The organism is Enterococcus sp. C57, assembly GCF_040887305.1.
GTDB classification, from domain to species: domain Bacteria; phylum Bacillota; class Bacilli; order Lactobacillales; family Enterococcaceae; genus Enterococcus_B; species Enterococcus_B hirae.
In genome coordinates this window covers 127,132-141,831 of the sequence record NZ_JBFOFP010000006.1, presented here as the reverse complement: position 1 = coordinate 141,831, position 14,700 = coordinate 127,132, and the positions used below count along the sequence as shown (strand labels likewise).

16 protein-coding genes and 1 riboswitch are annotated in these 14,700 nt (G+C 36.7%); of the genes, 4 read left to right on the top strand and 12 right to left on the bottom strand.

Features of this window, described 5'->3' with window-relative positions; genetic code table 11:
- The first annotated feature begins 166 nt into the window (after positions 1-166).
- Positions 167-1,009, top strand: a complete 843-nt coding sequence (locus AB5M32_RS09000) for a hypothetical protein (protein ID WP_178285700.1) — start codon at positions 167-169, stop codon at positions 1,007-1,009.
- A gap of 13 nt (positions 1,010-1,022) precedes the next feature.
- Complete coding sequence (locus AB5M32_RS08995) at positions 1,023-1,454, top strand: thioredoxin family protein (protein ID WP_094940096.1); 432 nt, start codon at positions 1,023-1,025, stop codon at positions 1,452-1,454.
- 330 nt (positions 1,455-1,784) lie between these two features.
- Here the strand turns inward: AB5M32_RS08995 and AB5M32_RS08990 are convergent, their stop codons facing one another.
- Together AB5M32_RS08990 and mgsA are read right to left on the bottom strand one after the other, a co-directional pair.
- Positions 1,785-2,321: a folate family ECF transporter S component gene (locus AB5M32_RS08990; protein WP_178285699.1), complete on the bottom strand. Its 537-nt coding sequence runs from the start codon at positions 2,319-2,321 to the stop codon at positions 1,785-1,787.
- Positions 2,322-2,358: 37 nt separating this feature from the next.
- A riboswitch (THF riboswitch) is annotated at positions 2,359-2,457 on the bottom strand.
- Positions 2,458-2,612: 155 nt separating this feature from the next.
- Positions 2,613-3,038 (bottom strand): methylglyoxal synthase, encoded by a 426-nt coding sequence (mgsA, locus tag AB5M32_RS08985; RefSeq protein ID WP_014834468.1) that lies wholly within the window; start codon positions 3,036-3,038, stop codon positions 2,613-2,615.
- Between the two features lie 175 nt (positions 3,039-3,213).
- On the opposite strand from mgsA, the gene AB5M32_RS08980 reads away from it, so the two are divergent.
- Positions 3,214-4,323 (top strand): ABC transporter ATP-binding protein, encoded by a 1,110-nt coding sequence (locus tag AB5M32_RS08980; protein WP_178285698.1) that lies wholly within the window; start codon positions 3,214-3,216, stop codon positions 4,321-4,323.
- A 171-nt stretch (positions 4,324-4,494) separates the two neighbouring features.
- Here AB5M32_RS08980 and AB5M32_RS08975 read toward each other — a convergent pair whose 3' ends face one another.
- The 6 genes from AB5M32_RS08975 to AB5M32_RS08950 all read right to left on the bottom strand — a co-directional run bounded on the left by AB5M32_RS08975 (position 4,495) and on the right by AB5M32_RS08950 (position 10,322).
- Complete coding sequence (locus tag AB5M32_RS08975; RefSeq protein WP_010720766.1) at positions 4,495-5,121, bottom strand: hypothetical protein; 627 nt, start codon at positions 5,119-5,121, stop codon at positions 4,495-4,497.
- Positions 5,122-5,828: 707 nt separating this feature from the next.
- Complete coding sequence (locus AB5M32_RS08970; RefSeq protein WP_178285697.1) at positions 5,829-6,293, bottom strand: hypothetical protein; 465 nt, start codon at positions 6,291-6,293, stop codon at positions 5,829-5,831.
- Positions 6,294-6,621: 328 nt separating this feature from the next.
- Positions 6,622-7,512 carry a 16S rRNA (adenine(1518)-N(6)/adenine(1519)-N(6))-dimethyltransferase RsmA gene (rsmA, locus tag AB5M32_RS08965; RefSeq protein WP_096709995.1) on the bottom strand — a complete coding sequence of 297 codons (891 nt, stop codon included), beginning with the start codon at positions 7,510-7,512 and terminating at the stop codon, positions 6,622-6,624.
- Complete coding sequence (gene rnmV, locus AB5M32_RS08960) at positions 7,505-8,071, bottom strand: ribonuclease M5 (protein ID WP_010720769.1); 567 nt, start codon at positions 8,069-8,071, stop codon at positions 7,505-7,507. The genes rsmA and rnmV overlap by 8 nt, the downstream gene beginning before the upstream one ends.
- Positions 8,064-8,840 (bottom strand): TatD family hydrolase, encoded by a 777-nt coding sequence (locus AB5M32_RS08955; RefSeq protein ID WP_178285696.1) that lies wholly within the window; start codon positions 8,838-8,840, stop codon positions 8,064-8,066. Before AB5M32_RS08955 ends, rnmV begins: the two co-directional genes overlap by 8 nt.
- A 162-nt stretch (positions 8,841-9,002) precedes the next feature.
- Complete coding sequence (locus AB5M32_RS08950; protein ID WP_010720771.1) at positions 9,003-10,322, bottom strand: APC family permease; 1,320 nt, start codon at positions 10,320-10,322, stop codon at positions 9,003-9,005.
- 172 nt (positions 10,323-10,494) lie between these two features.
- On the opposite strand from AB5M32_RS08950, the gene AB5M32_RS08945 reads away from it, so the two are divergent.
- Positions 10,495-11,082, top strand: coding sequence for a hypothetical protein (locus AB5M32_RS08945; protein WP_096708764.1), 588 nt, complete (start codon positions 10,495-10,497; stop codon positions 11,080-11,082).
- Positions 11,083-11,260: 178 nt separating this feature from the next.
- On the opposite strand, the gene ribE (AB5M32_RS08940) is transcribed toward AB5M32_RS08945, so the two are convergent.
- The 4 genes from ribE (AB5M32_RS08940) to ribD are packed head-to-tail and all read right to left on the bottom strand — an operon-like array spanning position 11,261 to position 14,591.
- Positions 11,261-11,722 carry a 6,7-dimethyl-8-ribityllumazine synthase gene (gene ribE / locus AB5M32_RS08940; RefSeq protein ID WP_178285695.1) on the bottom strand — a complete coding sequence of 154 codons (462 nt, stop codon included), beginning with the start codon at positions 11,720-11,722 and terminating at the stop codon, positions 11,261-11,263.
- A gap of 18 nt (positions 11,723-11,740) precedes the next feature.
- Positions 11,741-12,916, bottom strand: coding sequence for a GTP cyclohydrolase II (ribA, locus tag AB5M32_RS08935; protein WP_178285694.1), 1,176 nt, complete (start codon positions 12,914-12,916; stop codon positions 11,741-11,743).
- A complete protein-coding gene (ribE, locus tag AB5M32_RS08930; RefSeq protein ID WP_088762121.1) occupies positions 12,913-13,533 on the bottom strand; it encodes a riboflavin synthase in 621 nt (206 codons plus the stop codon). The genes ribA and ribE (AB5M32_RS08930) overlap by 4 nt, the downstream gene beginning before the upstream one ends.
- Entirely contained in the window at positions 13,518-14,591 is a 1,074-nt protein-coding gene (gene ribD / locus AB5M32_RS08925) for a bifunctional diaminohydroxyphosphoribosylaminopyrimidine deaminase/5-amino-6-(5-phosphoribosylamino)uracil reductase RibD (RefSeq protein ID WP_178285693.1), read from the bottom strand. The genes ribE (AB5M32_RS08930) and ribD overlap by 16 nt, the downstream gene beginning before the upstream one ends.
- Positions 14,592-14,700: the final 109 nt, after the last annotated feature.

The following is a 14,700-nucleotide window of genomic DNA, read 5'->3' as shown; positions in this document are numbered from 1 at the left end:
GAGATTTGTGAATATAGTTATTTGGTGATTATGTTTTATTCACTAAATTGTTACAAAGTGCTTATTTTACTGCAAAGTACAAAAAAGAAATGTTATGTAAGAATTCACACGACTAAGAGTAACTATTTTTTACTTAAACTGGATCATCTAAAGGAATTAAAAAAATATGTTAAAAAACAAATTCATTATAAGTCTTATTGCTGTTATAACTCTAGCTTCCTTTATCATTCCTAACTTTTCTATGATTGTCAATGCAGAGATGATTCAAGAGACTGACTATGTGCCAGTGACACAAACGATTAGTACCTATTTTGAAAGTAATCCAGTGACGGTCCCTGGTATAAATTCGAAAGAAGCTACATCAATCGTTAAAAATATGGTCATTTTGTCTGAAACAGCAAAAGAAATTAGCTCGAAAGAAAAAAACAAACTAATGGACGTATTTTCATCTAAACTTGACTCTACTATTCAATTACATGTTTCAGAAAAATATTTAACATTGGACAATGCTACAGCGTTACAAATTATAAGTGAAAATGGAGAAAATAAAGATTATTATTCATTGACTGTACCAATCACAAATGAACACTATAATCTATTCAGCAGTGTTACGGTAATCTTTGATATGATGTACAACATTAAGGGAGTCCAAGAATCTTTGATCACTCAATCAGAAAAAGATACTTTCGAAATTAGAACATTTTCCAATGGCGAAGAAATGACTCACCAAATTCTTGAAGATAAATTTATACCAAATAATGAATTGAAAAAACAGTTACAAGAAGTTCAAAGTGAGTTTCTTCATTTGAAGCAAGCCCGTGGAATGGCTGAAAAAGCAGCCTGTCTAGCAATTGTTTTAGGAATAAGCCGTGCAGTTGCTAACATCATTGCCCCTACATGTGCTGCTGCTTGTCTTGCAGTTCCATTAGTATGCGCTGCTTGTATAACAGGTTTTGTCGCTCTTGCTGGTGGTGCCATCGGTGGAGTAGTCGCATGTTTTAAATTATAAACTGGTTGTGTTTATGATAAATATTAATCCAAAAAAATTGATGTGTTTCATTTTAATTATTTTTAGTTTACCTACTATTTTATATGTCTATACTCAAATGGCAACATCTAAAGAAGGTTTATATGAAGTGGATAGTATTTCTTTAGAAAAAATAATGAATGGAAAGGATACTTTATTTGTTTATGTAGGGAGACCTACATGCCCCCAATGTAAAGAATTTGAGCCTATTTTGCGAAAAGTACTAAACAACCAGCACCAATCTATGGGATATTATAATACAGATAACGCTCGTAAAGAGAATGAGGATAAGTTGGAAATAATGGCTGACAGCTTAGGAATTAATTCTATCCCGGCCATAATAAAAATTGTGGATGGGAAAGTTATTGATCGAATAATTGGCCTTAAAAATGAAAAAGCAATCGAGGAGTTTATCCTAAATGGCTAAAAAAAATTGGTACAAAGAATTGTTAAAGATATCACTGTGTATAAATATTATTATGACACTTTTCCCTAATTTTAGATCTGGAAGTGCTATTTTCTACTTCAATCTTCAAATTGGGCTTGCCTATTACTATCTTTCATTAACAAAGCCCTCTAAAAGTGTCACAATCCTTTTGACCATCATCAGTAGTATTCTAGGTGGTATGGCCATATATCATCTCTTTCAATCGTTGTTCACTATTTTATAGAAATAAACGTCTCCTTTCTTACAATAAATAAGCAAAAGAAGCAACCTTCTGGGATGGGAAGGTTGCTTCTTTGGTTTCTGAGTTGACTATTTTGCGTGAAGAGTCATACTTTTTAAAATCTTTTTGTATGGAATACTACGTCCGACGTAATACATCGCAATGGTTTGAATAGGAATCCAAACGACTGTTTTTAATAACCTTGGTGCCCAGACGATCCAACTAAATAATGGAACATGATACATCATCGCTAGCCACAAAGGAGTCAATAGCAAATTAATGATCAGCGTGACCGAAAGTGTAGCTAATAGCGAATTTTTCCAAGTAATCTCTTTTCGGTAAAAAAAGAAACCATAAATTGCTCCTTCGATAAAGGCATTTAAAGTAAAGCCAATAAAGAAAGCTGTTTTTGAAAATAACGCCATTCCTACTAAGTCAGCTAATACACCCCCAATTCCAGACCAAAACGGGCCAAATAAAATCCCCATGATCATTTGTGGAATAAATGTGACACTGATCTTCACAAAAGGGGTTTCGATCGATACCAAACGGGATAAAGTGACCATCAAAGCAATCAACAATCCCATGATAGCGATCATGCGTGCGTCTAACCGATTTTTCTTCATTTCTTAGCATCTCCTTTAAGAGCTGCTACATCCTACATGCAGCGAATGCGAAAATAAAACCGCGAACAACTTGTCCTTCGTCAAAGAGGCAACATCCCATCCTCTCAGCACTTAACGCTTTATTTTCTACTCTGTTTATTTTTGGGAAGTCATTCCCAGCAAAACTATAGCATAGATCACACACGACTGTAAATAAAAAAACATACATTCCCGAATAAAAAGTAATTCATGTTCGTGAAAAATCACACATTCAACGAACATAAATGGACGATCAATAGCAAATAACGAATTTTATTCCAGAGACAACGGTCGATTTTCTAACTCATGAACTACAGTACGGAAATCCAGAAAGCCAGCTTCTAGTCCTCGCAACAGTACTTCTGCTGTTCCAATATTAGTTGCTAAAGGAATTTCGTAAACATCCGATAAGCGGATCAGTGCAGTCACATCCGGTTCATGAGGCTGTGCAGCCAACGGATCTCGCAGAAAAATCACGAGGTCTAATTGATCTTCTGAGATCATTGCACCAATTTGTTGGTCACCACCTAAAGGACCGGATTTAAAGCGATGGACTTTTAAGCCAGTTGCTTCGGTGATTTTACCACCTGTTGTCCCAGTTGCGAATAATTCATGTTTTTCCAGGATTGCCTTATATGCGGTTGTCAACTTGATCATCAAGGGCTTTTTGCGGTCATGAGCTATTAAAGCAATTTTCATATTGATCATCCTTTCCTCTCTCAACATCTTGTTCCTACTCTCTATTTTACCTCAAGGTGTAGCATATTGCCCAAAAAGACAATCAATTCTTGTTCAAGTTGCCATTGAGCATAGATAACGCTTTCATTTATACTTAATTCAACATTAAAACTAAACAGAAAGCGTGGAATGAATCATGGTAGAAATGGCACTGAAACATGTATACAAACAATATGACAACGCAGAAAATTATTCCGTAACGGATTTTAACTTAGCAATCGAAGATCGTGAATTTATTGTCTTTGTTGGACCTTCTGGTTGTGGAAAATCAACTACATTAAGAATGATTGCTGGGCTAGAAGATATCTCGGAAGGAGAATTAAGCATCGGCGGTAAAGTGATGAACGATGTAGCACCAAAAGATCGTGATATCGCTATGGTATTCCAGAACTATGCGTTATACCCACACATGACTGTATTTGACAATATGGCTTTTGGGTTGAAGTTGAGAAAGTATGACAAAGCAGACATCAAAAAACGGGTAGAAAATGCTGCTGAAATTTTAGGGCTTACTGAATATTTGAAACGTAAACCTGCTGCTCTCTCAGGTGGCCAACGTCAACGGGTTGCTTTAGGACGTGCCATCGTTCGTGATGCAAAAGTTTTCTTGATGGATGAACCATTATCAAACTTAGATGCAAAATTACGGGTAGCGATGCGTGCTGAGATCGCCAAACTCCATCAACGTTTAGAAACAACAACCATCTATGTAACCCACGACCAAACAGAAGCAATGACGATGGCAGATCGTATCGTTATCATGAAAGATGGCTTTATCCAACAGATCGGTACGCCAAAAGAAGTGTATGACACACCAGTCAATATGTTCGTCGCAGGCTTTATCGGTTCACCCGCAATGAACTTCTTCAACGTTACTTTAAACAATGGAGTAATCAGTGACGGTCATGGCTTAAAATTAAAAATCCCTGAAGGAAAAAACAAAGTCTTAGTTGAAAAAGGCTATGAAGGGAAAGAAGTTGTTTTTGGTATTCGCCCTGAAGATATCCACAGTGAACAAGTGGTGTTAGAAGCACAACCCGAAGCAGTTGTTCATTCAGAAGTTGTTGTATCAGAATTGTTAGGTGCAGAAACCATGCTTTATACCCGAACAGGTACAACTGAATTTATTTCAAAAGTCGATGCACGTGACTTCCATAAACCAGGGGAAATGGTCGACTTAGCATTCAATATCAGCAAAGGACATTTCTTTGACAAATCAACTGAAGAAGTGATCGGATTGCCATAAAAATTAAAAAATCAGCTTTTGATGTAAGTTTTAGCAGAAACTATGCCAAAAGCTAGAACTATAACAAATAAGCCGAAAGTGCTGTGTTCATACACAGCACTTTCGGCTTATTCATTTTAAAGGAGTTATCTCTAGTTAAAGAGGAAAAACTGATTGATAATGGTACTTTTTTCAAGCCATTTTCTTGATTGATTTCGTTGAAGGTGTCTTCTGACTTACTTGCTTAGCTTTAGTGAAAACTGGAATATCAAAGTATTTGCTCAATGTTCCGGCTACAAAATAAGCAATATTGTAATCGACTAAACTATGGATCAACCCACCAATCCCCATTAGGATAAAGACTGTATAAAAATAGCCTTCAGAATAATAAGTTTCTGGCATGTTCCCTACAAAGAAAAAGACACTAACCACTAACATTTCCGCAATCGAATGAATGATACCTATCACAAAATTGAAACTTTGGAAGCGCCAGTTGGCTAAAGTAAATTGGCCATTTTTTAAAACGATTTCTGGTTTCTTTTGCAAATACCAAGAACCAATCACTGCAAAAATCAAATGAGATAATGCACGCAGCGCAATAATTACTGGTGTGGTCAAAAAGAAGCCAAATGTTGTACCCAAAGCAACGGTAATCGCAATTCCTGGTGAAAAAAACATCGCAATAAATATGGGTACATGAGAAGCCAAAGTAAAAGAAGCAGGTGGAATCATGATTTTTGGCATAACCATTGGAATAATAACCCCCATAGCTATCAACAAGGCAGAAATAGTCAGGGATCGTACTGATTTTTTTTTCATTTTTTTCTCTCCTAATGTGTCTTGACACCTTTATGATGTCTTATTTTAACTTTAACAACAAGATGTGTCAAGACACATCGATCAGAAAAATGTTGAATGAGCCTTTTTCATGTATTCAATTATCCGACACCAGATAAAGTAAATTTTGAATGAAGCTTATACAAGAAATATGTTTTAAACTACAGTCTCTGCTAGCTACATCATCTCCTTCAATTTTTGTCTATGTAGATGAAAGATAAATACAAAAAAGAAGTACGCCCTATGTACATGTCAACAACAATATTTCCTGGAACCCTATTTAGCCCCAGTATCATTCTAATTCCCTACCCTAAGGTATACACACTAAAACAACGAGATACACTGGGCTCACCCTCTTGAAATATAGTCCATTTTAATGGTTGCTGATTTTAATACAAAAATAAACCCGTCCACCCTCACTGAAGTTTATGACAGGTTTATATTTGGTTGTTTTACTTCAATCAAAAAAATTTTTTTCTTTTTTATAAGGATAGCTCCACCAAAACAACAGTATGAACACGATAAAAAAAATTACTTTTAGATAGGCAGGAACATCCCTGAAATAAACTCTTACTGTTTTTCCAAAATCATCATGAACGAATAATCTAATGAAATTAGATACACAAAAAAATAGTGTCAGTCCCCAAAAAATCAGTCTCTTTGTTCCTTTCATTTTCTTACACTCATCCCTATAAGAAAATGAAGCTAGCAGTCTTAACAGTCCAATGAGCTGCGGTTCTATTCCACCCATGATTCACTAACCAATTTTCTGCACCTTGTTCTAAATTATCTTGCCATTCGAATAAGTAATTAGTAACATCACTTACCGTTTTTTCACCTGTTTTAGCTACTAACCATTTGGCTATCTTTTTAATGACGGCAATTTTCCAGCGAGGATTTGGTTGTCTATCGGACTCGTATTTTTCTTTTAATATTTGTAATTGCTCCACTTGGGATAAGTGAGCACCGGATACTAAACGTTCAAATTCTGCTTTCTTTTCATTTGATAAATCGTTGTAGTATTTGTCAAATTCGTTTGTGGCGGTAAAGTTCGTAGCTTTTTCTGAAGCAAATACATTGGTAACAGGGGCAATTGATCCGCCAACGGTAATCAATGTTAACCCCAAAACAATCGATTGGTTCATTTTGTTCATTAACTCACCCTTCTTTCTCCTTAGTAATCAAAATAAGTTCTGAAAATTCATCGTGTTCATTTATGATTATAGTATCGTTTTATTCTAAAAAAATTTATTTTCATAAGAAACTATTTTTCGGTCTAAACCGTTAGCCATTCTTAAATACATGAACGATTATGATCTTAAACTGAGATTACAGGAATCGGGTTACAGTAGTCATTTACTTATTTTTCAATTAGTGATGACCATCCAACTCATTTTATTGGACTTAGATAAACAAAACACCTAAAAGTTAGTATGCTAGACTTTTAGGCGTTTTACTTTCTTTATTGAATTAGATTAGAACTTAGTTTTTCTCGCTCAGCTCTTCCATTGCATTACTTAATGCAGCAAATTCAGCTAATGAGAGGGTTTCTCCACGACGTTTAGGATCGATGTTAGCTTTTTCTAAACTAGTCGTTAACCAAGCTTTCGTTGCTTCATCTTTGCCATATGAAGATTGTAAGTTATTCCATAATGTTTTTCTTCGTTGCTGAAACGCTGCTTTTGTCAATCGGAAAAATGCCTTTTCATCAGTAACCGCTACAGCTGGTTGCTTTCTTCTGGTTAGTTTCAAGATAGCTGAATCGACATTCGGTTGTGGAACAAAAACAGTCTTAGGTACGATGAAAGCAACAGATGCTTCCATATAATACTGTACAGCGATTGATAATGAGCCATATGCTTTTGTACCAGGCTTAGCAGAAATACGGTCAGCGACTTCTTTTTGCATCATCACAACCATTTCTTCTACTTGCAGATCTGATTCTAAAAAATGCATCATGATCGGTGTCGTAATATAATAAGGTAAATTTGCAACAACTTTGATCGGTAAATCTTGTTCAAAATAGGTTGTTGCTGCCTGATCTAAATTAGTTTTTAAAATATCTTGATGAACAACAGTCACATTAGGATAAGGAGCTAACGTATCTTTTAACACAGGAATCAAGCGATCATCGATTTCAAAGGCAACGACTTGATTGGCATTACGTGCTAGTTGTTCCGTCAACGCTCCAATACCTGGACCAACTTCGATGACATTTGTTTGTTGATCGATTTCGCCAGTTTCCACGATTTTTCTTAAGATATTTGGCTCTGTCAAAAAATTTTGACCTAAACTTTTTTTAAATGAAAATCCATGTTTCAATAAGATTTCTTTTGTTCTAGAAGGTGTCGCAATATCACGCTGTTCACTCATGTTGTTCCTCCACTTTTTTCATTGCTTGGGCAAATTCTTCTGGTGTGATCCGAAACATTTTTAAACGCTTCTCCAGTTGTTTCCCATTGGTATAACCAATTCTTAATTCGTCCCCTAATTTTTCACGTTTTTCTTTTGCTTGCGCTCCCGCTATTAAACCATGAGAAATCAGCACTTGTCTAGTAATTTCCGTTTCGTCTTCCTCAAAAGATGGGGTGATTACTTTTTTCAATGCTTCTAAGATGGCCTCATCACTAGCATGCTCAACGCCAAGACTTCCTTGTTTTTTGGGACGTGCTTGTTGACGGGGTAAAAAAGCATGTTTTGCCTGAGGAACGACTTCCATGATCGTCTTGCGGATTTTCTCGCCCGAAAAATCAGGATCAGTAAAGATGATTACACCACGTGTTTCCTGCGCATGTTCAATCTGCATGAGTATTTCATCATTGATCGCTGAACCAATCGTTTCGATCGTGTCGACGTCGACTACTTCTTGGAGTCTTCTAGTATCGTCTTTTCCCTCAACGACTACAATTTCTTGGATTTTTAATTTAGTCATTTTCAGCGATCCTAAATAGACGATGAGCATTTTTCCAAGTTTGGAGCGCCACTTCTTCTACCGGAAGATTGCGTAATTCGGCTATTTTTTCAACTGTATAACGGGTATAACCTGGCTCGTTTCGTTTCCCACGATAAGGTACTGGAGCTAAGTAAGGCGCATCCGTTTCTACTAGCAATCGATCGAGTGGAACATGTGCGGCTGCTTCTTGAACATCTTGCGCTTTTTTGAAAGTCACGACCCCACTAAATGAAATGTGCATTCCTAAATCAAGAAATCGTTTGGCCCATTCAAAATCGCCACTAAAACTGTGCATGATTCCACCAATATCACGAATATCTTCTTCTTTTAAAATTTGATAAGTATCTGCTAACGCTTCTCTGGTATGGATACTGATCGGCAGATTCATTTCTTTCGCAATCGCAATTTGTCTACGAAAAACTTCAGCTTGCACTTCTTTCGGATCTTCCATCCAGTAATAATCTAAGCCGATTTCACCTAACGCTACCACTTTCGGCATCGTTAATTGCTCTTGTAATTTTTTCTCAATGTCTTTAGTATAACTTCCTGCTTCAGTAGGATGCCAACCAATAATACTATATATGTTTGAATAATCGTGACTAAGCTGTAATGATTTTTCGATCGTTGGGGTATCGAAACCTACTACCGCCATTTTTGTCACGCCCAACTCTTTGGCCCGTTCAATAGTTTCAGGAATATCATCATTAAATTGTTCCGCATTCAAATGGGTATGAGAATCAAATATCATTTTTTATCGCTCCTTTTCTTCATTACTTTAGCATATAAGTGGCTATGGCAGAAGTAGGAAAGACAAAAATCAGGTCAAATTTATTGAAATGCAAATTTCTAGTTGTAAATAAAAGGACTTAAGCAAGTTTCCTCTCTTAAGTCCTTTTACATGACTATTAAATTAACGCTCGTCTTGTTTTTTCTTGTAATAATACACTGGGATACCTAGTAATGTGACAACGATCCCGATCATTGCCAAAGCTGTTTGAGTAAATAAAGTCATCCCTAAAATAAAGACAGCGCCAAAGATTGCAATCAATGGAATCACGGGATACAAAGGTACTTTGTATGGTCTTGGTAAGTCTGGTTGTTTTTTTCTTAAAACAAATACACCGATAAATATCAATAAGCTAAACAGCCACATAACAAAAATTAGCATATCAGTTAAAAAGTCGAATGAACCTAAACTCATCATAATGCACGCAATCACTAATTGAAAAAGTGCTGGAACATATGGCACTGTGAATTTTTTTGATAATTTCGTTAACTGTTTACTAAAAGGTAACTCACCTTCCAAAGCCATCGCATAAGGAATACGGATTCCGGTCAACGTGTACCCATTCAGTGCCCCATAAACAGAAATCAAGATACCGATCGTCACGATCTTTCCACCGATATTTCCAAAAATAACCGCTGATGCATCAGATGCTGCATTAAGGTTACCTGCAATCTGATCAATTGGCAGAGTTTTTAAGAAAACAAAGTTGATCAATAAGTAAACCACTGTTACAAAACTTAACCCTAAAATAATTGCTTTAGGTAAATCTTTTTCGGGACGTTTCATTTCCCCCGCCATTGCGCCGACACCAAGCCAGCCATCATAAGCGAATAAAGTTGCTAGTAAAGCACTACTTAAGCCTTCTGCAAAAGACACATCTTTCCCTGCTTCGAATGGGAATAGTTGGATCGTTCCACTACCTGGTGTCAACAGTCCCCAAATAACGATGACAGCTAATGGAATCAATTTGATAATCAGTGTCGCAGACTGGACAGTCGTACCCACTTTTGTTCCTAGTAAATTCAAACCAGTAACAGAAATAGCAGTAATAATCGCAATTAATAGAAGATAATCCGTAGATATTTGTAATAAGTTCGTCATTTGTGTCGCAAAAATAATCGAAAGCGCCGCAATATTCGCTGGAAAATAAATCAAGCTTTGGGACCAACCCAGTAAAAAGCTCGGTAATTTTCCATAAGCGGCTTCAATATATTTGACTGCACCACCCGTTTCTGGGATCGCAGTTGCCAACTCAGCTACCGTTAGACCAGCACAGATCGTTAAAAATCCTCCTAATAGCCATGCCAATAAGGTCAAACTAGTCGATTGTGTACTTGCCGTAACAGCCGCTGTTTTAAAGAAAACTCCTGCCCCAATTACAGTTCCCATAACAGTTGCTAATGCGCCAAATAAGTTGATCTCTCGTTTTAACTTGCCTTTCATTCACATTCCCCTTTTCCCCGCAGTTTTTAATATAATTTTCAGTATAACGGAGAATATTTTGTTTTACCATCATTTTTTTCAGTAAATTTATTGAAAGATACCACCTTAGACCTATGAATCCTCCATTCACCTCAATTATAATTAATGTAGGTTAGATAAAGGAGGACCAATTATGGAATTTAATCGTTCTTACCCAAAACTGGCATCTTTCCTAAAGGATCATTTTGCCATTTCCAGAAAATCACAACAACAATCACTTTGGCATTGGTTCACGCTGATTTTGTTCGGGACATTCATTCTTGCTACTTTCACTCAACAGTTGCTTTTGTTGTTTAGCTTGATTCTGCTAGTTGCACTGATCAAAGGTCCCGGAATGATTCTATGGGGAGCCATTTATGCTTTTTTAATCAGCCTTTTTCCTCCTCTAGGTATCATTTTATCTGCGCTTTTCTTTCTATTGAATCTCAGTACTTTCACCAAAAATTGGCGAGTCACTTTAGTTGCTGGTTTCTTTTATTTTTACCCTGCAATGATCATGTCGTTAAGGACGCTCTCACATCTCGATAATCCTTGGTTCCTTTATAGTAGTTTATTCGCTGGGTTAGTGCTACTCCATTTGATGTTGCAAAAACTTTACCAACGCTATGGGATTGGCCGAACGATTTTTTGGTACATTGTATCGATACCTTTTACTCTTTTAAGTTTCTTGTTACCAACTCGTTTAAAAGAGCGATTCAAAAAAATACCCTCAAAAAAATAGTGTCAATTTGTATAGCGACCACCTAAAGTTAGATTTTGGCTCTAACTTTAGGTGGTCGCTTTAATGTATCTATTTCAAGCAAAACATACTAAGATTAATATTTACGTTTGTTACATTTAGTAAACTGAAGAATGCTATTTACACAGTAAACTCATCATACTCTAAAAAATAGGAATTCTTAAATTTGTTGTGAAAGAGAAATCATCTCAATTAACCCTTGCGCAGCTTCACTGCCTTTATTCCCTGCTTTCGTCCCTGCTCGTTCAATGGCTTGTTCAATGGATTCCGTGGTTAATACCCCGAACATCACTGGAATATTGGACTCTAGGTTAATATGTGCGACTCCTTTGGCTACCTCATTGGAAACCAATTCATAATGAGTAGTTGCACCTCTGATAACTGTCCCCAACGTAATCAACCCATCGTAACTGTCCTTTTTGCTGAGCTTTTTGGTAATAAAAGGAATTTCAAAAGCTCCTGGTACCCAATAAATATCAATTTGTTCTTCTTTCACACCGTGCCTTTTTAAATTATCCAATGCTCCTTGTAATAATTTTTGATTGATAAATTCATTAAAACGCGCGACTACAATTCCTACTCGAAGATCCTTTGGAGAATAATTTCCTTCAAAAATTGTCATTTTCTTGCTCCTTTATTTTTATACTGATAAGTAATGGTGAAACTTATCTTTTTTTGTTTTTAAATAGGCTTGGTTTTCCTTTTTCGGAACGGTTTCAATTGGTACCCTATCGACAATCGTAATTCCATCCTGTTGTAACTCTATTACTTTATCGGGATTGTTTGTAAGTAAACGAATGGACGTTACACCAATTGATTTTAAAATTTCTGCTGCAAAGTGATAATCCCGTTCATCCGGAGCAAAGCCCAATTCAGTATTTGCTTCATAAGTATCCAATCCTTTTTCCTGCAATTGATACGCTTTTAACTTATTCCTCAATCCGATTCCGCGGCCTTCTTGACGAAGATAAAGAATAGCTCCAGTCCCCTCTTCCTCGATCATTCTCATCGCTTCATGTAACTGTTCCCCACAATCGCAACGCTGAGAACCAAAGACATCACCAGTTAGACATTCCGAATGAACTCGGACTAATGTAGGAAACTGACTATTTTGAATATCTCCCTTTGTTAACAATAGATGCTCCCGTTTTTCTCCGTCTTCATAAATAGTCAATTTGAAATCACCATAATCTGTTGGTAAATTTACGGTTATATGACTATTTTCTTCTAAATAATTTACCAACTCATCAATCGTAATTAAGGGTAATTGCCATTCTTCAGATAAACGGGTCAGATCTTTCATTCTTGCCATCGTTCCATCTTCTTTCAGAATCTCACAAATATAAGCAGCCTCTACACTATTAGCTAATTTGGCTAAATCAATTGCAGCTTCGGTGTGTCCTCGACGTATAAGCGTTCCACCATCTACACTAATCAAAGGAAAAATATGTCCTGGTCTAAGAAAATCACTTGTTTTCGAATGAGGATCAGCCAATGCTTTAATGGAAGTAGCTCGATCAAATACTGAAATACCAGTCTTCGTATGTTTATGATCCACACTAATCGTAAAAGCTGTACCAAACGCATCAGTATTATGAGTTGTCATTTCTTCTAAAGATAAGTGTTGCGCAATCTTCTTCGATATTGGCGCACAGATTAATCCTCGACCAAATTTGGTCATGAAATTTACTGCCTCAGGTGTCACATATTCGGCTAAACCAACCAAATCTCCTTCTGATTCTCTATCTTCATCATCAGCTACAATGATTAATCCGCCCTTTTTCAAGGTCTTTATTGCTTCAGTAATATTCCTCATAATAAGTCCTTCTCCTTGTACATCTCAAATTTATTTCTCTGTGCCTTTACATATTTCCCAACGATATCCGTTTCTATATTCACAAGATGTCCTACACCTAAATTCCCCAGATTTGTTAAGGATTTAGAATGTGGAATCAGGCTAACAGAAAAGCTTGCTGTTGTTGTTTCCGTAACCGTTAAACTTACTCCATTAATTGCAATTGATCCTTGCGGAATGATTTCACCTGCATATTTGGTTGGATAAGCAAACGTCAAAATTAATGCGTTTTGATTCTCTATTTTCTTGATCAATCTTGTAACAGTATCAATATGTCCCGAAATAAAATGTCCTTCAAAGCGTTGTGTCATCAAAACTGCTCGTTCTAGATTTACCCTCTCTCCAACTTTTACGGTGGAGAAAGTAGTCCGTTTAAAAGTTTCAGGCATTATTTCAGCTTTAAAAAATGTGCTTGAAACCTCAATAGCAGTTAAACACACGCCATTGACTGCCATGCTATCTCCAATTTTGTAATCACTTAGTATACTGTTTGAAGCTTGGAAAGTGAGTTGGATCATTTGTTGGTTTCGTCTAATTTCTTTGACTTTTCCTTGCTCGGCGATTAATCCTGTGAACATTGCTTTCGTTTCCCCCTAACTCGAATGTCTTTTCCAAGCTGTTCAACTTCCAAAAATACTAATTGTTGTTCTTTAGAAACTAAACGTTCACTATGAAAGGACATCGGACTGTTTCCACCAAAAAGTTTGGGCGCAATATAACTGATGACTTCATCCCAGAGATTTTCTGCTAAAAAAGCATCATGAATTTTCGCTCCACCTTCTATATACAGCGACTGAACACCTCTTTTTCTCATGGTCTCAATAAAGAAGGTAAAAGAAAACTTAGGCGTATAAAAAATAGTTACATGGGGAAACAGCTCCTTTAGCTTAGGGTTTTCCGTAAATATCCAGACTGGATTTGTTGTCGTTTGAAAAAGATTGAGTTTAGGATTTTTAAGAATCCGCCCTCTACGATCCAAAACAATGCGCACTGGTGGAAAGTTAGTTACGATATCAGGCAACAAAATAGGGTTATCAACTAGAACGGTTTCGCTTCCCACTACGATTCCTTGATGTTCTCCTCGCTCTTTCCGTACTCTTGAGATTGCCTCTGTACCTGTTATTGAGTACCGCGAACCTTCCTTTAAAGAAATCTTTCCATCTAGTGTAATAGCTTGTTTTAATGTGATATAGGGACGATCCCTTTCAAAAAAATGGTTATAAAAAGGGTTCAGTGCTCTACATTTCTCTTCTTCCACACCTACAATTACTTTGATCCCATGCTTTTGTAGAAATTCTTTCCCTTTTCCTGCTACTAAAGGATTTGGGTCAAGTTGACCTATGACTACCGTTGAGATACCAGACTGAATAATAGCTTGCGTACAAGGCGGCTGTTTCCCTTGGTGGTTACAAGGTTCTAAGGTAACATATAGAGTTGAATTAAACAGTTCTTCGGGGGAATCACAATTTTGAATAGCATTTACTTCAGCGTGGGACTCGCCATATTGTAAATGGGCACCTAGTGAGAGTAGCTTTCCTTCTTTTACAATCGCTGCTCCAACTAATGGATTGGTAAAGGTATTTCCCTTTCCTTTTTTTGCCTCTTCAATCGCAGCCATCATGAAAGACTGGTGCATATCAATTCCCCCTTTCAACAAAAAAAGCCCTGCGAAATTAATCACAGGGCATAACTAAATAAACCTAAAGATAATCGATTTTAATACAAATAAAACCGATCTTCAGTCG